The 19,938-nt window shown below is 56.0% G+C and carries 17 protein-coding genes; all 17 read left to right on the plus strand.

Annotated elements, in window-relative coordinates:
- The first annotated feature begins 40 nt into the window (after positions 1-40).
- Complete coding sequence (gene purS, locus ACTJIK_RS09975) at positions 41-286, plus strand: phosphoribosylformylglycinamidine synthase subunit PurS (RefSeq protein ID WP_120518552.1); 246 nt, start codon at positions 41-43, stop codon at positions 284-286.
- 2 nt (positions 287-288) lie between these two features.
- Positions 289-963 carry a 16S rRNA (cytidine(1402)-2'-O)-methyltransferase gene (gene rsmI / locus ACTJIK_RS09980; RefSeq protein WP_440646224.1) on the plus strand — a complete coding sequence of 225 codons (675 nt, stop codon included), beginning with the start codon at positions 289-291 and terminating at the stop codon, positions 961-963.
- 207 nt (positions 964-1,170) lie between these two features.
- Complete coding sequence (locus ACTJIK_RS09985) at positions 1,171-1,764, plus strand: DUF4255 domain-containing protein (protein ID WP_440646225.1); 594 nt, start codon at positions 1,171-1,173, stop codon at positions 1,762-1,764.
- Between the two features lie 9 nt (positions 1,765-1,773).
- A complete protein-coding gene (locus ACTJIK_RS09990; protein ID WP_440646226.1) occupies positions 1,774-2,529 on the plus strand; it encodes a hypothetical protein in 756 nt (251 codons plus the stop codon).
- A 15-nt stretch (positions 2,530-2,544) separates the two neighbouring features.
- Positions 2,545-3,990 carry a phage tail sheath family protein gene (locus ACTJIK_RS09995; RefSeq protein ID WP_440646227.1) on the plus strand — a complete coding sequence of 482 codons (1,446 nt, stop codon included), beginning with the start codon at positions 2,545-2,547 and terminating at the stop codon, positions 3,988-3,990.
- An 18-nt stretch (positions 3,991-4,008) separates the two neighbouring features.
- Positions 4,009-6,033 (plus strand): phage tail sheath family protein, encoded by a 2,025-nt coding sequence (locus ACTJIK_RS10000; protein WP_440646228.1) that lies wholly within the window; start codon positions 4,009-4,011, stop codon positions 6,031-6,033.
- 36 nt (positions 6,034-6,069) lie between these two features.
- The gene (locus ACTJIK_RS10005) at positions 6,070-6,501 is read left to right on the plus strand and encodes a phage tail protein (RefSeq protein WP_440646229.1); all 432 of its coding nucleotides are present in this window, start codon (positions 6,070-6,072) and stop codon (positions 6,499-6,501) included.
- Positions 6,502-6,504: 3 nt separating this feature from the next.
- A complete protein-coding gene (locus tag ACTJIK_RS10010) occupies positions 6,505-7,017 on the plus strand; it encodes a phage tail protein (RefSeq protein WP_440646230.1) in 513 nt (170 codons plus the stop codon).
- Between the two features lie 13 nt (positions 7,018-7,030).
- A complete protein-coding gene (locus tag ACTJIK_RS10015; RefSeq protein ID WP_440646231.1) occupies positions 7,031-7,216 on the plus strand; it encodes a DUF5908 family protein in 186 nt (61 codons plus the stop codon).
- 3 nt (positions 7,217-7,219) lie between these two features.
- Positions 7,220-7,996 (plus strand): CIS tube protein, encoded by a 777-nt coding sequence (locus ACTJIK_RS10020; RefSeq protein ID WP_440646232.1) that lies wholly within the window; start codon positions 7,220-7,222, stop codon positions 7,994-7,996.
- Complete coding sequence (vgrG, locus tag ACTJIK_RS10025) at positions 7,993-9,729, plus strand: type VI secretion system tip protein VgrG (RefSeq protein WP_440646233.1); 1,737 nt, start codon at positions 7,993-7,995, stop codon at positions 9,727-9,729. The genes ACTJIK_RS10020 and vgrG overlap by 4 nt, the downstream gene beginning before the upstream one ends.
- Positions 9,730-9,734: 5 nt before the next feature.
- Entirely contained in the window at positions 9,735-10,025 is a 291-nt protein-coding gene (locus tag ACTJIK_RS10030) for a PAAR domain-containing protein (RefSeq protein WP_346319046.1), read from the plus strand.
- A gap of 154 nt (positions 10,026-10,179) precedes the next feature.
- The gene (locus ACTJIK_RS10035; RefSeq protein ID WP_440646234.1) at positions 10,180-10,581 is read left to right on the plus strand and encodes a GPW/gp25 family protein; all 402 of its coding nucleotides are present in this window, start codon (positions 10,180-10,182) and stop codon (positions 10,579-10,581) included.
- Position 10,582: 1 nt separating this feature from the next.
- The gene (locus ACTJIK_RS10040) at positions 10,583-13,879 is read left to right on the plus strand and encodes a baseplate J/gp47 family protein (protein WP_440646235.1); all 3,297 of its coding nucleotides are present in this window, start codon (positions 10,583-10,585) and stop codon (positions 13,877-13,879) included.
- Between the two features lie 19 nt (positions 13,880-13,898).
- Positions 13,899-14,954, plus strand: a complete 1,056-nt coding sequence (locus ACTJIK_RS10045) for a tail fiber domain-containing protein (protein ID WP_440646236.1) — start codon at positions 13,899-13,901, stop codon at positions 14,952-14,954.
- Between the two features lie 3 nt (positions 14,955-14,957).
- Entirely contained in the window at positions 14,958-18,290 is a 3,333-nt protein-coding gene (locus ACTJIK_RS10050; protein WP_440646237.1) for a hypothetical protein, read from the plus strand.
- Positions 18,277-19,893: a contractile injection system tape measure protein gene (locus ACTJIK_RS10055; protein WP_440646238.1), complete on the plus strand. Its 1,617-nt coding sequence runs from the start codon at positions 18,277-18,279 to the stop codon at positions 19,891-19,893. Before ACTJIK_RS10050 ends, ACTJIK_RS10055 begins: the two co-directional genes overlap by 14 nt.
- The last annotated feature ends 45 nt before the right edge of the window (positions 19,894-19,938 follow it).

Genomic DNA, 19,938 nt, shown 5'->3' on the forward strand with positions numbered 1-19,938 from the left:
GTAATAAATTGCTAGGTTTGCGTCTAAATTTTTTAGAAAAATGACATTTACTGCGCATATCAACGTGATGCCGTTGAAGGAACTGCTGGACCCTCAGGGTAAGGCCGTATTGGGCGGATTGAAGAACCTGGGCCTCGGAAATGTACACGACGTACGCATTGGCAAACATATTACCCTGCAAATTGAAGCTTCCAGCCGCGAAGAAGCGCAGCAGATAGCTGAGAACGCCTGCCAGAAACTGCTGGCCAACCAGGTAATGGAATTTTACGAAGTTAATATCCAATAAAATTGTCGCGGCTCTACCTCATTCCTTCACCCATCGGCAACCTGGCGGATATCACCTACCGCGCCGTGAAAGTATTGGAGACCGTGGAGCTGGTGCTGGCGGAAGATACCCGTACCTCGGGCGTTCTGCTGAAGCACTACAATATCAACAAGCCTGTAACACCTTATCATCAGCATAATGAACATAAGGTGTTACAGCATCTTGTGCAGCAGCTGCAAAGCGGCAAACAAATGGCCCTGCTCACGGATGCGGGCACGCCGGGCATTTCCGACCCGGGTTTCCTGCTGGTGCGGGAATGCATCCGCGAAGGCGTGCCGGTGGAATGCCTGCCGGGCGCCACAGCCTTTGTGCCCGCGCTGGTGAACAGCGGCATCCCCATGAACCGCTTTGCCTTTGAAGGTTTCCTTCCTCCCAAAAAAGGCCGCCATACTTTACTCACACAACTCTCCACGGAAGAACGGGCCATGGTGTTCTACGAATCCCCTCACCGCCTCGTGAAAACGCTCGAAGATTTTATTCAATACTTCGGCCCTGAAAGGCAATGCTGCGTGTCGCGCGAGCTCACCAAAATGTTCGAAGAGAACAAACGCGGCACTTTGCAGCAGGTGCGCGACCACTTTAATGAAAAAGGTGTGAAAGGAGAGATCGTGATCGTCGTGGAAGGATATGCCGGTTAACATTTGCAGGTTAAATTTGCAAACGCATCCATTGAAATTTTTTGCAGATTGAATTTTATTACCTAATATTACAACGAGCATTCAGTAGAATTTAGAATAGTAGCATATACCCCAAAGAAAAAAAGAGCATCACAAGATTCTGACAAAAAGAATAGCATAACCCCGGTTTCAATTAACATATAGCAGGACCCCATAAATCTTAAATCAATGATTGATCAGGTATTGAGCGCAATCATTAGTAAGCTGAACACGTATATCGGTACCCTTGATCCCGAAGTAACGCCCGGGAACATTTCCTTTGCCGATGCTTTCCAGGATACGCCTTCGCAAAACCTGACCGATAAGATCGTGGTGTCTGTTGTGAACATCCAGCAGGAAGAAAGCCTGCGCAACATCCCTTTCCGCCGCACTGTGCATGTAGCCGGCTTACCCCAGGGAGTGGAGCAGCAGGGTGAAATTTACCTGAACGTGTATGTACTGTTCAGCGCCAATAAAAACAATTACCTGACAGCGTTGCAGCGCATTTCACAAGTGATCGCATTCTTCCAGCGGCAATTCGTTTTTACCCCGGCGGATACGCCCGTGCTCACGGCCCTGAACCTGAACAAGCTCATCTTCGACCTGTACAGCACGCGCTTTGAGGAGCTGAACCAGTTGTGGAGTATGATGGGAGGGAAGTACATTCCTTCCGTTATCTACAAAATGCGCATGGCCGTGATACAGGATGCACCGGTGAGCGGCGCCGGCATTATTACAGAGATCAATTTACAATCCCAGTTACTGAGTACACAAACTGAATAGCATTCCGTTATGGAAAAAATTGTTTGGAGATACACCCCCGAATTCAGGATCAGCATCCGTGTGAACGGCAATGATCCGGGAGAAACCTTCCGCCTGCGCCCTTCCCCGGCCAGCGCCGAAATGATCCGTAATTACGGGCTGCTCACCAGGGCAGTGCCCGGCGGGCTGGTGGCGTATATGAAACAACACCATAACGGCATCGCATGGGTGCCCGCGGCGCCTATCACACAGCCCATACTTTTTTCTTTCTGGCTTATGCTTGCGAACGGCAGGCCTTTCCCGTCGATAGATTTTTTTGAGCAGGGTACGCAGCAATTGGGAAGAAAAATATTCTATGCAAACAATCTCTCCGCTGCCGGCGCTATCGATGCGAACCTGGCCGCCAACACGGTGGTGCTTACCGCAGCCGCTGCGGCGGGCAACGCGGAACGCGGCGCGCTGAGCGGCTTCCTGCTCTCCAAACATGTAACGCCGGGCGCGTTTACGCAGATAAGAGCCGGGAAGATCGCGGCAGGCGGGCCTGTCAGCTTTACGCTCAACAATCCGATTGCCGCAACACAGGAAACGGTGGGACTGGACCTCCGGCTGCTGCCCAAAGGCGCGTATGTAGTGCGGCTGGAAGGGGGAAGCCCTGTGGAGGAACGCGTGGTGTTCGACCAACAGGCTGCGGGCGGAGAAGTGAGCGGTATGATCGACCTGTATAAAAATGCATGGCATATGGCTCCCCAGCCACGGGAATACACGATTAACTTTTTAAGTACTTGATTAAACCTTTCACAAATGTTAAATCTAGCTAACCTCAAAACACCCGGCGTATATATCGACGAGGTGCCCAAGTTTCCGCCCTCCGTGGCGCAGGTAGAAACGGCCATTCCCGCATTTATCGGGTACACCCGTTTAACCACCCTCAATGGGGAATCCCTCATCAACAAACCGGTGCGCATCACCTCGCTCGTGGAATATGAAGCCATTTACGGCGCCCGGCTGGAAACATTCACGGCCGCGGCGAACACCGTTGCCGGCGTGAACGTGGTGGCTACCCCGCCCGCTGCGCCAGTGGCCCTGTACAGGATGTACTATTCCCTCCAGATGTATTTCTCCAACGGCGGCGGCCCCTGCTACATCGTTTCTATCGGAGCTGACACTACCACCCCCACCACTTTGCTGAATCACACCGCCGGGCTTACCGCCATTGGTAAGGAAGATGAGCCTACGCTGCTGGTATTTCCCGATGCGCTGTCGCTTCCCCGCGGCGATTTTTATAACCTCTACGCCCTTGCCCTGGCACAGTGCGCGGACCTGAAAGACCGCTTCGCCATCATCGACGTGTTCAACGGCCACCTGGACTACACCATTCCCGCCGGGGACAATGTGATAGACGACAACACCAACGGTTTCCGCACGCTCATCGGCACCAGCAACCTTCCTTACGGCGCAGCGTATTACCCGCAGCTGGAAACATCGCTTTCGTTCAATTACAACGAAGAAGCGGTGGCCATCACCGGAACGCTCAACGGCGCGCCGGTGGTAGCCAACTCGGTGCTGCGCATTTTTGAGCCCGCCAATGCGGCGGACGAAGCGCGTTCGCTGTACCATGTATCCAACAAACTATACCACGACATCAAAAATACCATTACCGCCATGCCCCTGGTATTGCCGCCCAGCAGCGCGATAGCTGGTATCTATGCCCAGGTGGATGGTACGCGCGGTGTATGGAAAGCACCGGCCAACGTAAGCCTCCGCTTCGTGCGCCGCCCGATGGTGTCTGTAGACGATGCTTCGCAGGAAAACCTGAATGTGCATACCACCGGCAAATCCGTGAACGCCATCCGCACCTTCAGCGGCAAAGGCGTGCTGGTATGGGGTGCCAGAACGCTTGCCGGCAACGACAACGAATGGCGTTATGTGAGCGTGCGCCGCTTCTTCAACATGGTGGAAGAATCCACTAAAAAAGCCACCGAGCCTTTTGTGTTTGAGCCGAACGATGCCAACACCTGGGTGAAGGTGCGCGCGATGATCGAGAACTTCCTCATCCTGCAATGGCGCGCTGGCGCGCTGGCCGGCGCAAAACCGGAGCATGCGTTCTACGTGAGCGTTGGCCTTGGGCAGACCATGACCGCGCAGGACATCCTGGAAGGCAGGATGATCGTGGAGATAGGCATGGCGGTTGTGCGCCCTGCAGAGTTCATCGTGCTCCGCTTCAGTCATAAAATGCAGGAATCTTAATCATTAATCTGAACGATCATGGATTATAAAACCCCGGGCGTATTTGTGGAGGAATTGCAGCTCATTCCGCCTTCAGTAGCCTCTGTTGCCACGGCCATACCGGCCTTCATCGGCCACACGGCCATCACGGCAGACGCCAAAGGCGCCACCCTGGTGAACGTGCCCGTCCGCATCACCTCGATGCTGGAATACACCGCCGTTTTCGGAGGCGGTTATTCCCCCGCTTCTTATTCGATCAGAACGGACGCGCAGTTTAATATCACCAGGGTAACACCGGTGAATGGCAGGCGCTACCACCTCTTCGACGCCATACAGCATTACTTCGATAACGGCGGCGGCCCCTGCTACATCGTGACCGTAGGCGATTACGCTGCGGACATTATTCTGGGTACCGCCACCACCGGCCTGCTGGGCGGCCTGCGCTCGCTCGAAAAAGTGGACGAGCCCACGTTGCTCGTTTCGCCGGACAGCGTTTCCCTTCACCTGCCGGACGGGTCGCCAGATTACATCAATGGCGGCAATTTCCACCAGGCGGTGATAGAACAATGCGCGCGGCTGCAGGACCGATTCGGCATCCTGGATATGCTGGGCGGAGGGCTTGCGCTCGGTCATGCCGACAATCCCGTTCTCCGCTTCCGCAACGGTGTGGGCACCCAGGAAATGAAATATGCCGCAGCATATTATCCCTGGCTGCAAACATCTTACCTGAAAGACGTCAGCTTTTCACAGCTCAATATCGTGGACAATGCAGATGTGGCCGTTCCTCCCGCTACTATCAACACCATGACCGGCAACCCGGCGCTGGATGTGCTGGTAACGGATCTGCGGGCGCGGTTGCTGGAAGAGAACCGGGTATTTGGCAAGATCCCGTCTCCGGTGCTGAACCGAAGCAATTACAACCCAATGTCCGTCCACTTCACAAGGTTGCGGCAGGAGGTAATGACCGCTGGCAACGCCGCGCAGGCCCGCACTAACTTCGCTGCCCTCATCAAATTCGTGCGCGACCTGGCGCTTTCGCTCCGCGACCTGGAAGACGACGCCGGCAACTCTCCCTCCATGATCAATGTGATCGCGGGGCTTAAAGTCAATCTTGCCTTACGGACGCAGTTCGTCAGCCTGATCGCTTTCGAGAAAAACCAATTTGTAAGGTCGTCTATAGCCGCTGCCCGGTCCCAGGCGAACGTAGACACAGACTACGCACTGCTCAATACACAGGGCTGGGTGTTCGGCGTGGCCATCAACACGATCGGCGCGAACGGCAACAACTTCGATGGAGGTACGGTACAGGCCACGGCGATCAACGCCGCCAATTCCCCCCTGCTGCAAACCGCTTTCGAAACGATCTCCGGCGCGTATGTCGCTATCCTGCAGGACGCCATCTTCAGAACGGATCAGGCGCAACAGCAACTATTCCTCAAACATCCTTTTTTTAAAGCCGTGTACGAACGCGTGCGCGTGGAAATGAGCCTGCTGCCGCCTTCAGGCGCAGTGGCCGGTATCTATGCAGCTACGGACCGTTCGAGAGGCGTGTGGAAAGCGCCTGCCAACGTGAGCCTCCGCTCGGTGGTAACGCCAGCTTACAAACTCAACGACCAGGAGCAAAGTTCGCTTAATGTGCATGAAACCGGTAAATCCATCAATGCCATCCGCGCTTTCACCGGCAAAGGCATCCTCGTTTGGGGCGCGCGTACGCTGGCGGGCAACGACAACGAATGGCGTTACATCAACGTGCGGCGTTTCTTCATTTACGTGGAAGAATCCACCAAAAAAGCATCCGAGCCATTCGTATTTGAAGGCAACGACGCCAATACCTGGGTACGCATCCGCGCAATGATAGAAAATTTCCTGACGCTGCAATGGCGGCAGGGCGCCCTGGCCGGAGCCACCACCAAACAGGCTTTTTACGTGAAAGTGGGGCTGAACGAAACAATGACCGCGCAAGACATTCTCGAAGGCAGGCTGATCGTGGAAATAGGCATGGCGGCCGTACGCCCCGCAGAGTTCATCGTGCTGCGCTTCAGCCACAAAATGCAGGAATCTTAATCACCATTGATAACTAACATCCAAAAACCATAAGTTATGGCGAATTATCCGCTTCCCAAATTCCACTTCCAGGTTGAATGGGGTGGTGCCAGCATCGGGTTCACAGAAGTATCCGGGCTGGACGTGCAGACCGATCCCATCGAATACCGGGACGGCGCGAACCCTGAATACGTGAAAACCAAAATGCCCGGCATGCAGAAGTTCAGCAACATCACCATGAAACGCGGCACATTCAAAGGCGACAACGAATTCTATTCCTGGTGGAACACCGTAGCCCTCAATACCATCGAGCGCCGCAACGTTACCATCAGCCTGCTCAACGAAAACCATGAGCCGGTGGTGGTATGGAAGGTGAAGAACGCCTGGCCCATCAAAGTGCAGAGCACGGACCTGAAGGCCGACGGCAACGAAGTAGCCATAGAATCCATTGAACTGGTACACGAAGGCCTGGTGATCCAAAACGAATAACGTATGTCTGCATTCGATACCCCGCAGGTCGGGTTCCATTTCCTGGTGCTGTTCGAAATACTGCCCCAGTTTCCCAACGATGTGCGCTTCCAGGAAGTATCCGGGCTAAGCGTGGACATCGAGATGGAAACGAAGCCGGAAGGCGGCGAGCACCGGTTCGTGCACAACCTGCCTGTGCGCACCAAGTACGGGGATGTAACGCTGAAAAGAGGCAAGTTCCTCGGCTCAGGCATCCTGCACTGGGCGAGGCAGGCGATAGACGAATTTAAATTCAAACCGAGCAACGTCATGATCTCCCTCATGAATGCCGATCACGTGCCGCTGTACAACTGGTACCTGATCAACGCCATTCCCAAAAAGCTGGAGGTCAGCGGCATCAACGCCGGCAACAACGAGATCGTGGTGGAAACGCTGGTGCTGTCGTACCAGTACTTCAAATACTACGACCCCGTAAGCGTGGCGCTCGACCTGGCCGCAGGGCTCACTGCTTCGGTAGACGTCAATATCAGCATCTAAAAAACATGCACACATGCCCATAGAAATCCGAGAACTGGTGATACGCGCACGCGTGGAGAACAGCCCGCAGACCTCGTCCGGCGGCAGCTCCGGCGGTTCGTCGCCCCAAAGGGGCATGAGCCCGGCCGATATGCAGCAGATCGTTGCCAGGTGTGCGGAGGAAGTCATGAAAGCGCTTAAACAACAAAAAGAAAGATAACCGATGTTGGACTCCTTATTTGGCACCGGCAAGCTTGAGAAGATGATCATCGTCGCCTTCAACCCTCCGCAGCAAGCGGGAGAAACGCCCGTGCTGAGCACAGCCGACGAGGACAAATACAGCGTGCAGGTGAACCCGGATAATTACACGATCAACTACCAGGTGAATTACGACCGCGCGCCTGCGCCCGGCAACTCCGGCAGCGACGCCAAATATGTGAGCACTTCGCCGCCCGCGCTGGAATTCACTTTCCTGTTCGACGGCACCGGCGTGATACCGCCGCCCGCAGGCCCGCTGGACAATGTGCCCATTGCAGGCGCCGTTGCCGGGCTGTTCAGCGGCGACGAACCGTACGATGTGACCAAAGAGCTGCAAAAGTTCGCCAAGGTAGTGTACACCTTCGACAGCAGCGGTCACTCGCCCCGGCGCGTGCAGCTCACCTGGGGCAAGCTCGTGTTCGAAGGCGTGCTCGGCAGCCTTTCGCTCAACTACAAACTTTTCGGGCCCGACGGTTCGCCGCTCCGCGTGGAAGCGCGGGCCACTTTCGAAGGTTCCATTTCCGATATGCTGCGCGAGCTGGAAGAGAACAAAAACTCGCCGGACCTCACGCACGTGCGCAAAGTAGTGGCGGGGGACAACATCCTGCTGATGAGCAACAATATCTACGGCACGCCGGCCTATTACATCGAAGTGGCGAAGGTGAACAAACTTTTCAATTTCAGGCAACTCAGGGAAGGAAAGGAGATCTTCTTTCCTCCCGCTAAAAAAACTAAACCATGAACGGAGCAGGATTATTACCGGTAGAGCAGGACATGGGCCTGGTGACCTTCACAGTGAATGTGAACGGCCAGCCCATACCCGGCGACATTCCCGTGTATTCCATTTCCGTTCACAACGAAGCCAACCGCATCCCTTCCGCCTGCATCGTGATCTCAGACGGCGATGCCGCGCTGGGGGACTGGCCTGTGAGTAACCAGGATCATTTTCTTCCCGGTAACGAAATAGAGATACTGGCCGGTTACCACATGGTGGATGAAATGATCTTCAAAGGCATCATCACCCGCCATTCCATCCGCGTGCGCCAGCAACGGTCCGAACTGGTGGTGGAATGCCGCGACAAGGCCGTGATGCTCACCATCGGCCGCAACAGCGCTTTGTACGAAGAAATGAAGGACAGCGATATCGCCTCCGCCATCCTCGACAAAGAAGGGCTGACCGGTGAGGTGGAAGACACGCCCGTTACCCATGCCGAAATGGTGCAGTTCGACTGCACGGACTGGGACTTCCTGGTAAGCCGCATCGAATCCGTTGGTTTTATCACGGTTGCGCACGATGGAAAAATAGACATCAAAAAACCACTGGTGGAATCCACTGCGCTGGCCACGCTGCGTTACGGCACGAACCTCATCGAGTTTGACGCGGAGATAGATGCCAACAACCAATATGGCAGCGTGAAAGCCCAGGCCTGGGACCCCGCCGGCCAGGCATTGCTGGAAGCGGAAAGCAACGACCCGGGCTGGACAACGCCCGGTGATCTTGATCCCGCTGAATTCGGCATCCCGCTCTTCACCGTGCGCCAGGCCGGCCGGATGAGCGAAGAAGAAGTGCAGAACTGGGCGGATGCCCGCGCGCTGCGCAGCCGCATGGCATTCATGTGCGGGAGGGCCAGGGTGCAGGGCTTTTCAAAAGCGCTGCCCGGCATCACCGTAGCGCTCGAAGGCCTGGGCTCGCGCTTCAACGGCATGGGCTGGGTGAGCGGCGTACGGCACGAGATCAGCTTCGGCAACTGGTTGTGCGACCTGCAGCTGGGCATGACGCCGGAGCTGCATACCGAAAAGTTTGAAGTGCAGGTTAAAGCCGCAGGCGCACTGTTGCCGGGCATCAACGGCCTCCACATCGGCATCGTGACCGCGCTGGAAGGCGACCCCGAAGGCGAAGGACGCATCAGGGTAAAAGTGCCGTCTGTGGACCTGGAAGGCGAAGGCACCTGGGCGCGCGTATCCACGCTGGATGCAGGCAGTTCCCGCGGCAGCTTCTTCCTTCCCGAGGTGGACGATGAGGTGATCGTAGGTTTCCTGGACGACGACCCGCGTTACCCCGTGGTACTGGGCGCCCTGCACAGCAGCGCAAAAGCATCGCCGCTCACCGCGGCGGACGATAACCACGAAAAAGGTTTCGTGACCCGCAGCGGCATGCGCATGCTTTTCAACGACGACAAAAAAACACTCACCATAGATACCCCCGGCGGCAACATGCTCGTGATGGACGAAGATGCGAAAGAGATCAAAGTGGAAGACCAGCACGGCAACAAGATCGTAATGTCGCAGGACGGTATCAGCATCGAAAGCGCGAAAGACCTGGTCATGAAAGCCTCCGGCAGCGTGAAGCTGGAAAGCTCCACCGGCTTTGAAGTAAAGGCCGGCACGCAGTTCAAGGCGGAAGGGTCGGCAGGGATGGAGATCAGTTCCAGCGCGAATACGGTGATCAAAGGAGCCATTGTACAGATAAACTGATCAATATGTCATTAGCAGCAAGAGTTGGCGATATGCACGTTTGCCCCATGGTAACGGGAACCGTGCCCCACGTGGGAGGCCCCGCATTGCCGCCGGGCGGCGCAACGGTGATGATAGGAGGAGTGCCCGCGTTGCGAGTGGGAGACATGTGCACCTGCACCGGTCCTCCGGATACCGTGGTAAAAGGCTCCGCCACCGTGATGATCGGCGGCATGCCCGCAGCGCGGCTGGGAGACAGTACCGCCCATGGAGGCACGATAGTGGCGGGTTGCCCGACGGTGATGATCGGCGGTTGAAGATTAAAGATTCAGATTGATGAATAGAAGATGTTGAAAGCCCGTTTGAAATTACATGTTTGAAGACTGTTCAGCGTTCCCCGAATTGAAAAGAAAGTTTGTTGTGCGCCCCGATTGAATATTGAAGACCGAAAGAACTAAAATTTGTTTTGCGATGCCCCAGGAAAATGCTTTTCTCGGAAGAGGATGGAGCTTCCCGCCCGTCTTTTCCAAACTCGACAAAGAAGTTAAAATGCTGGAAGCGGAAGAAGATATCCGCAGCAGCATCTCCCTGATCCTTTCCACGGAACTGGGTGAACGCGTTATGCAACCCGGATTCGGCTGGAAGCGGGACCGCTGGATATTCGAATCCCTCGGCACCACCACCGCCACCGCCATCCAGCATGAGATAAGGACAGCCCTCCTGCTGTATGAACCCCGGATAGACCTGAATGAAGTGAAGCTGCTGCCCGAAGACAGGGACGCCGGTAAAGTGAGCATACACGTGGATTATACCGTGAGAAGCACCAACAGCCGCAGCAACCTGGTATTTCCTTTCTACCTAACTGAAAAGTAACATGAGCATTACCAGTAAAAATATCTTTCAATACCTGCTGTCTACAGACGGCGTGAACCAGACTGCCCGCGTGCAGCCCGCGCTGGACCCCGGTACCGTGAAGATAGACGGCCGTACAACCAGCGAACTGGTACGCTTTGTACATCAGATGGCGGGGCAGATCAGGTATTATGACGAAAATAAAATGCCGCAGGGCGACTGGCAGGCATTTTTCGACCTGCTGAAGAACATGGGCGAAGCCGAGCTTCAGGCCTTCCTTACCAATACCCGCGACCTCAGTCCGCACCTGGCCCTGCTGTTGGCCTACCTCCGCGTATACGCCATCGCGCGGGACGATATGAACCAGCTCACCAAAAAACGACTGGACTATTATTACGAAGAAGTTCTTCAACTCAAAAGAAATCCCGCCACACCCGATAAAGTACACGTGCTGTTTGAATTGGCGAAGAACGCAGCGCCGCTGCTGGTAAACGCCGGCACCCTGCTCGACGGTGGAAAAACTGCCACCGGCCTGCCGTTGCATTACGCCCTGAACAACGACCTCGTGATCTCGCAGGCTGCCGTTGGCATGTTGCGCAGCAGCTTCACCGAATATTCCATCAACAACAAAGGCATCATATTTAAAGCGGACGATGCAACGCAGGTGCTGAACAACACGGCCACCGCCTTCAGGCCGTTCGGATCGCGGCAATTGTCCACACCGCAGGAATCGCAGCTGATGCAAACAGCGTCCCTTGGCTGGGCCGTGGCTTCGCCCAACCTCTTCCTTTCAGAAGGGAAAAGGGAGATCCTCATGAAAATGCGGCTCAAATCCGTTCCCGGTTTCAAACATCCTTTCCAGATCTTCACGCCTTTCTTCGAACCGCAGCTGACCACCGAAAAAGAATGGCTGAGAACCGGCATGGAAACCAAGGTGGAACTGAAACCCGACCTGCCCGTTCCCAACCAGTCAAACACTCTGCAGAATGATTTTACGCTCGAAGTGACCGTTACCCTGAACGAATCGCTGCCGGCCGTTACCGCTTACAACGAAGCCGTGCATGCGGCATCCTTCGGTACCGCCTGGCCTATAATGAGAGTGTTGCTGCTGCCGGATAGTTTCCTGATGGAGACCTTCAGGAATTTCACCGTGGAAAACGTAACCGTGGAAGTGAAGGTGACCGGGATGAAGAACCTTGTGCTGCAGAACGACCAGGCCATCCAGCCGTCAGACAAGCCGGTGCTTCCCTTCACCGCGCAACCGCTGATAGGTTCCAACTTTTACATCGGCAATTACGAGATCTTCAGCAAAACGCTGAAGTCGCTGAATATAAAGCTTGAATGGCAGGACGCGCCGGCGGATTTCGGTTCCCATTACGCCAACTACGGCAGCAATGAAGAACTGAGCGCCACGAGCTTCCATGTGGCGATAGACCTGCTCAGCAAACGCAACTGGAATACGCAACTGCTGCATACCTTCCCGATATTCGACGCGGGAAACACCGCCAATCCCAAAGACCTTACCATCAACGAATTCACCTTTTCGCTGAAAACGGCCAATGCGCCTTTTGTGCGCGATCCTTCGCTGCAGCTTGGCACAGGTTTCACCAATGCCGTGAACCAGGGATTTTTGCGCATGGTACTTACCGGCCCCACCAAAGAAGAGCTAGGCAACGTCACATCGGAAGCGCCTTTCGAAGCCTTTGGCCATAAAGCGTTTTCAGCCGCGTATACCAGGCAGGTAATCGCACTGAGCAAACATACCGGCAGCAGCGCTTCGGCGCCCAAGCTGCCGAAACCGCCGTACACGCCTACACTCAAGTCCGTTACCATGGACTACGCCGCGGCAGACACCTTCCGCCCGGATGCGCCCAACGGCATGGACCAGTTCTTTTTGCAGGACGTGTTTGGCCCGGCTGAATCGCAGAAGAGCGATACCACCCCGTTGATCCCCGCGCAGCCCGGTGACGGCGCGTTGTATATCGGCCTGCAAAATGCGAACGCGCCGCAATCCGTATCGCTGCTGTTCCAGGTAGAAGAGGGCAGCGTGGAGGGCGATGCTTTGCTGGACAGTAACGACCTGCAATGGAGTTACCTCGCCGGCCACCGCTGGCAGTCGGTTGCAGTGGCGGACATACTTGAAGAAAGCACCGGCGGCTTCCAGAAGCCCGGGATCATCAGGCTGAACATGGGGCGCGACGCTTCCCTTCAGCACAGCCTGATGCCCGCCGGCATGCGTTGGCTGCGCGTGCACGTAGCGGACAATCCCGGCGGAGCGGCCGCCATCAGCAAGATATTTACGCAGGCCGGCACGGCCACGCTGGTATTGCCGGGTACAGGAGCCGCAGGCTACGAAGCGCACCTGGCGCAGCCGCTGGCGCCCAATACCGTGAGTAAGCTGGTGCGTAAAGTGCCCGCGCTCAAAAAAGTAACACAACCTTACCCTTCATATGGCGGCCAGCATCCCGAAGCGGATCCAGCTTTTTACCGCCGCGTGAGCGAAAGGCTGCGGCATAAGAACCGCGCATCCACAGGCTGGGATTACGAACGGCTGATCCTCGAATATTTCCCTGAGCTGTTCAAAGTAAAATGCCTGCCGCATACCGATAACGAAGACTGGTTCAGGCCCGGCAACGTGCGCCTGGTAGTAGTGCCCGACTGGCGGCAACGGCCCACCGGAGACCCGCTTCAACCCAAGGTGAACCTCCAGCGCCTGCGCGAGATCGGCACTTTCATGAACGAAACATTCACTTCGCCTTTCGTAAAGCTGCATGTCACCAATCCCGTGTACGAAACACTGCTGGTGGATTGTAAAGTGAGCTTCCACCCTGAGTTCGATCCCGGGTATTACGCAGTGGTGCTGGAAGAAGAGATCAAAAAATTCCTCAGCCCCTGGGCTTACCGCGAAGGACAGGACATTATGTTCGGCGGCAAGCTGCATGCCTCTGAAATACTGGCATTCATTGAAGGGCGCGATTATGTGGATTTTATCGTGGACTTCGAGCTTTACCACCGCCACAACAGCAACATCGGTGGCGGTATCGGGGAGATGCAGATCGGCACCGACTTCATCATCGGCTTTTCACTGGAACCCTCCGTGTCCGATTCAGTGACGGGGCTGGGAGGCAAGGCCATCAACGTGGATTTCGTGATCGGCGAGCCGGTGGATGTAGCCGCGGCAACCAGGCCGGATACCATCCTGGTGTCCAACACCGCGCACCGCATCGAGGCATTGCAGGCGGGCGCGTCCGTTTGCCAGGGCACGCAGATCGGCATCGGGCAAATGATCATAGGACTTGATTTCATCATTATTTCATAATTGTTTAAAAACTTTCATCATGGCGGAACGTAGCAAAACCCATTTAAAACAGGAATTCAGAGATGGGGAACGCCCAACAGGAGCAGATTTTGGAGACCTCATCGATTCATTCATCAATAAGCTGGACGATTCAGTGACCGTTGACCCGGTGAACAGGAATCTCAACATTCCAGCCGGCCTCAACCTGGCGGACGCTACCGTGGGCAAACCCGGTACGCTGCGCTTCAACGCAGGCCAGGTACAATTTTTTAACGGCGCGGTATGGGGCCCCGTAGCCGGCGCCAGCGGCCCGTTCGCCTCCGTGGCCAACAGCGTGCACTTCGCTTACGGCGCCGGCAACATCGGCCTCGGCAATTTTGGAGTGCCGCCGGCGAACAGGCTGGATGTGAACCTGGCCAGCAACGAAGTGGCCGGCGAACGCGTGCGCTTCGGCACCGCGGTGATCAGCAACGGCCAGGGCGGCTCGGTGAACATGGCGCAGTTTGCCCACGTAAACCAGGCAACCGGCAATAACACCTTCGCTTTAAGGCAGGGGCCCAGCGGCGATGTGAACATCAACGCCCCGGTAGGCCAGCCCATCGCTTTCACGCATGGCCGCCTTACCCCCCGTATGCATATAGACCTGAACGGCATTGTGATCATAGGTACCAATGCAGTACTGCCCACCACAGACGGTACCCACCTGCTGCAGGTTGCGGGCCATGCTGCTAAATCAGTAGGCGGCGGCACCTGGTTCGCCGTTTCAGACGAACGCGCCAAACAGAACGTGCGCGACTTCGAGGACGGCCTGGAAAAACTGATGAAGGTGAGGACCGTACGTTTCAACTACAACGGCAAATACAACACGAACCCCGACCTGGAGGAGTTTGGCGTGATAGGGCAGGAGATCCGCGAGATATTCCCTTACATGACATCTACCGGCGCCATTACAGACGATGGTTCGAAAAAAGAGGAAGACCTGGTGATGTTCAACAGCAGCCCGCTGATCTTCGTAATGGTAAACGCCATACAGGAGCTGACACAGCGTGTTGCAGGCCTCGAAGCGCGCATCAAAAAACTGGAAGGAAAAAAATAACCGATGGACGAAGTAACCCACATCTTTGCCGGGCCGCCTGAGATGAAGAGCCAGGACTTTGCCTTTCTCCGTGAAGAAGGCCTGAAGCTCCTGCGTAGTGTGGCAGCCACCAGCTGGACGGATCACAACCTCCACGATCCGGGCATAACCCTGCTGGAAGCCTGCTGTTATGCCATCACCGAAATGGGCCTCAGGAGCGGCATGCCCATGCGCGACCTGCTGGCAAGCGATGCAAACGGCCGCCCGCAGGACTTCGTGACCGCGGCAAACATCCTGCCTGTAGCGCCAATAACCCAGAGGGATATACGAAAAATACTCATCGACCACCCGATGGTGCAGAATGCATGGGTATTCCCGCTGGAGTCTGAGCCGGCGGGCAAAATAAAGGTGCTGCTGGAATTTGCGGACAAACAGCTCAACAGCAACAATTTTGCCGTCACCGTGCTGCCGCTGCTGCTGGGGTTTGAAGTGGAAATAGATGTGGCCCTGCCTTTCTGGGACGAAGAAGAGGCCCGCCCTTTCAGCCAGGATGTGACCTTGCAGAACGTAACCTTCCAGGCTTTTGCCCCCGGCGTATTCTGGACGCCGATCGAAGGCACCACTTCCTGGTTCGCCCGCATCACTGTGCAATATCAGCCGCCGGTGGGGCCCGTGGCCAACCAGGACCTTACCGTGGTAGCGCAGATCAATACCCCGCTGGCGGACCCGCTTACGCAGATACCGCTGGTGCTGAACGAACTGTTGACCCTCATTGATACGCTGGGCGATAATTCCCCGGCAGACCAATCGGTGATGAAACAATACAACCGATGGGTAACCCGCGCCGGCAGTGCTGTACAGACCATCCAGCGGCATATGACCGCTTATCGCAATCTCTGCGAAGACTTCACGGCGTTCAAGGCCGTAAGGCTGCAAGAGGTGGCCGTTACCGCGAACATAGACGTGAATGCAGGCGTGATACTCGAAGAACTGCTGGCGGACATCCTGCTGAGCATCGACCGGTACATCACGCCGGTGAACCTCTTCCGCAGCCTGCCCGGCCTGCAGCAGGAGCTGGGGGCAGACGATATCTTTGAAGGCCCGCAGATGGCCTCCGGCTTTTTGCCGGACGATGAGCTGACAGCCACTAATCTGCCGGAGCACGTATTCACTTCAGATATCCTGCGCCTCATTCTCCAGCACCGCGACTCGCGCCTTACAGACGTGGAGCAGCGCGAAGATGTGACCACCCGCCGCATCAGCGCCGTGCGCAACCTCAGCCTGGCGTTGTTTATGGACAACCGGGTGATCACCACCAACGCCCGCGACGCACTCTGCCTGATCAACAGCCAGCAGCATGTGCCGCATCTCAGTCCCACCAAATCGAAGATCGTATTTTACAGGAACGGACTGGCCATTCCCTACGATCTTAGCCTGGCCATCACCTTGTTTGAAACACGGAAGCAGCAGGAATTGAGCAGTCCCGTTACAGGGCCCGACGATATTGCGCTGCCTTCCGGCGACAATTACCCCGTATCTTCTTATTACCCGATCCAGCAGGATCTGCCTGTAGTGTATGGCGTAGGTTACGCCGGCCTGCCTGAAACAGCCACCGTAGCCCGCCGCGGGCAGGCATTGCAGCTGCAGGGTTATCTTTTCTTTTTCGAACAGCTGACGGCGGGCCTTTCCAGCCAGCTGGCCAACCTTAATTCATTTTTTTCCGCCGCGCCCGATGAGGAAAGGACCGTATTCCAGCAGCCGCTGTACCACCTGCCGCAGGTATCGCAGCTGCTGCGCGGCTTCAGCGGCACAGATTTCGAACAGTTCAAAAACAATGAAAATAACAGTTACCGCACTGCGCTGCTGCAGGCTTCTGAAAGCAGGGAGCAGTTCCTGGTACGCCGCAACCGCATATTGAACCATTTGCTCGCCATGTTCGGCGAGGACATGTACGATACCACCTCACTGGCATACCACGAAGCATCGATTGTGCCGAATGCCGCATTGCTGCCCCTGCCGCAGCTGTTGCAGGTGCAGCAGGCGCAGCGCGACCAGGCTTCGCAGCAATTGATCCGCGAGAAGTCCGCCTTCCTGCGCGACCTGCCTTCCCTCAGCCGCCACCGTGCGCAGTCGTTCGGCAATCCCGTATGGAATGCAGCGCACCTGCTGCGGGTATTTCCGGAACAAGGCGCTTTCGGCTGGCAGCTGCTGGACGTATCCGGCGTGCCGGTGCTGCGCCATGCCGTGCCCGTGGCCTCCGAAGCCGTTGCGCGTATGAACGCGGCCACGGCTATGGCGCTTGCCAAATTCGCTGTTAATTTCAGCACACAGGTAGAAGGCGCGTCGCTGAGAGTGGTGCTGAAACCGCATCCAGATGAAGATGCCGTGGCAGTGAGCCCGGACGTATTCCCCAATCCCGCGGCCGCCACTGTTGCCATCAACGCCGCTGTGGATGCGGTATTGCAGCATTGGAGAACGCATTCCCTGACACCCCTGGAACGCCGCCTGCACCACCTGTTGGAAATAGTCGTGAAAGAGCGCAGGCCGCTGCTGTCAGATCCCGGCGTTTATTTCGAGATATACGACGAGCCGCCGCCTATCCAGAAGATGTTCAGGTTATGGTCGCTGCCGGGCTTTACCGGCGTGGAACTGCTGCGCAGCACTGCCGGATACACAGCTGCTACTGACCCGCTGGCCGTTGCAGCAGCTGAAGCGGCGATACAAACCACCATCAGCCGCGGCTTGCGTTATGATAATTTCCACATCACCCAATCCGGCCCGAACTTTTTCGGTGTGCAACTGCGCCTGCAAAATGGTACGCCGATAGCGGAAGCGCCGGCGGTTTTCTCCAGCCTGGCGCAGGCCAAAGCCGCCGTGATGCAGATATGGCAGCATCTTCACCGTTTCATGAGCGCGGAAGGTTTTTATATGGCCGAGCATATCCTGCTCGCGCCGAAAGAGCCGCCCGTTACGGAGCTGGTGATCAAAGAAGTGAAAGACCCGTATTCCTTCCAGGTGACCTTTGTGTTCCCTTCAGGATATGCGCAAGACTTCAACGGCGGGCCGAGAGTGTTTTCCCGCCCTGAAAAATACCGCGACGCTGAATTCCGCAAACATGCAGAGGAGCAGGTGCGCAAAAGCTGTCCTTCACATATCCTCCCGCGTGTGCTGTGGGTGGACCGTGAGCTGCCAGGTGCGCCGCTCAATTCCCCCAGCTTCGGGAATTTTGAAACCCGGTACCGCGCATGGCAGGAAGCATGGATCGCGGATGAAACCAATGAAACAGTGATCAGGCCATTGAGGAACGCGCTGGTAGCAATGCTTAACCTTATTTACGAAGACCTTGAAAACGGATAAACATATCATTCAACGGCAGGTATTCGAAATGCAGGGCGACAGCAAACGCCCCGGTTTTGAATGGGAGCAGTCTGTGGCCAACCACCACAGAACGGTCATTGCGCCGGGCATTGAAGAATTTTTCGACGCGCTGCCGCCAACGGATGAGCACCTGATCATTGATTCCATTGAAATTGACCTCGGCATTTTCACGCAGGAAAGTTTCGTGAAAGAAGCGCGTGGGCGGCTGGTGCGGCTGCTGGGCGAACGCCTGCTGGAATGCAGGAAAAAAGCGGCTCTGCCGGAAACGGCGCCGGTTATTCAACAACCGGCAGGTTATTCATCAGGAAATGCTTCAGCGGATGCTATGCTGCCGGAGAGAGTGCTGTATGCGGACATGGCGGACACGGAAGCGCTCCTGCATTTTTTATCGGAAGGCCGGTTGCCCTGGTGGTTCACCGCGGGAGAAAGGCTTTTCAATACGAACATCTTCAGCCGGCAATTCATTCCCCGCCTCCAACAGTTATTGTTTGGTAATAGAGCTGCGCTGGTAAGGGCCGTTAATCATTTCCCGGATGAAATGATGCTGGAGTTCCTGCATCAGTCCGGGTTGCATGGTGCGGCTGCGAAGGAGGAGTGGGATGTGTTTGCGGGTATTGCGAAGAAAAGCCCTTCAGCGTTCCCATATTTCCGCCAGGGCTTCTGGACGGCCCGCGTGAATGCTGCGCAGGAAGCACTTTCAGGGGAAACGATCCTGCTGCTTTTTTCAACATTTACTAAAGAAATCATTTCGGAAATATATGCGGCATGCGCCGAACGCGGGGATCATGAGGCTTTCAGGCAGTATACCCTTTACCTGGAGCCGTTGACAGGCGGACAGGGAACTGGTGAACATAATTCAATCCGGAAACCGGCCGGACCAGGTAAGCAGCGCAGTAACAAAGAACGCACTGATACGGAGGATACTGTGACGGGAAAGTCTTCCAGCCATGAAGAGGCCGAAGAAAAACAACGAACTCAAACATCTCAAGATATTGGGGAAACAGCGAATACTTTAACTCCCGTTCAAACCGGGAAGGAAAAAGAGCCTGCATTCCCCGCACCCCGAAAACCGGCACTGGACGAAGCATTATATGTGGAAGCGGCCGGGCTCATATTGTTACACCCCTTCCTCGCCGAGCTGTTCAGCAGCACCGGCCTGTGGAAGGATAAACAATGGACCTCCGAAGCAGCGCCTTTCCGCGCGGTAAGGCTGATGGCATACCTGACATATGGCAACAGCGAAGTGCCGGAATACCGGTTGCTGTTCCATAAAATATTAGCAGGGCTGGACGCAGCCACGCCTTTGCCTGCCGAAGCGCCGCTGCTGCCCGAAGAGACCGCCACCTGCGCGGAACTGCTGGATGCAGTGCTCAGTCACTGGACGGCCCTGCGCAATACCACCGCAGACGGCCTGCGCGAAGGATTCCTGGTACGCAACGGCAAGCTCGAACAAACGCCCAAAGGCATTAAGCTGGATATGGAGCGCCTTGCACAGGACGTGCTGCTGGCGCGCCTTCCATGGGGCTGCTCCACCGTGAAGCTGCCCTGGCTTGAGCCGTTGCTGCTGGTAAACTGGATGTAGAACTAAAACAAAAAACCAAATATCATGAAGCCAAAAGTGAAAAAC

Origin of the sequence: Chitinophaga sp. 22620, from assembly GCF_052044405.1 — a bacterium.
In the GTDB taxonomy this organism is placed as follows: Bacteria; Bacteroidota; Bacteroidia; order Chitinophagales; family Chitinophagaceae; genus Chitinophaga.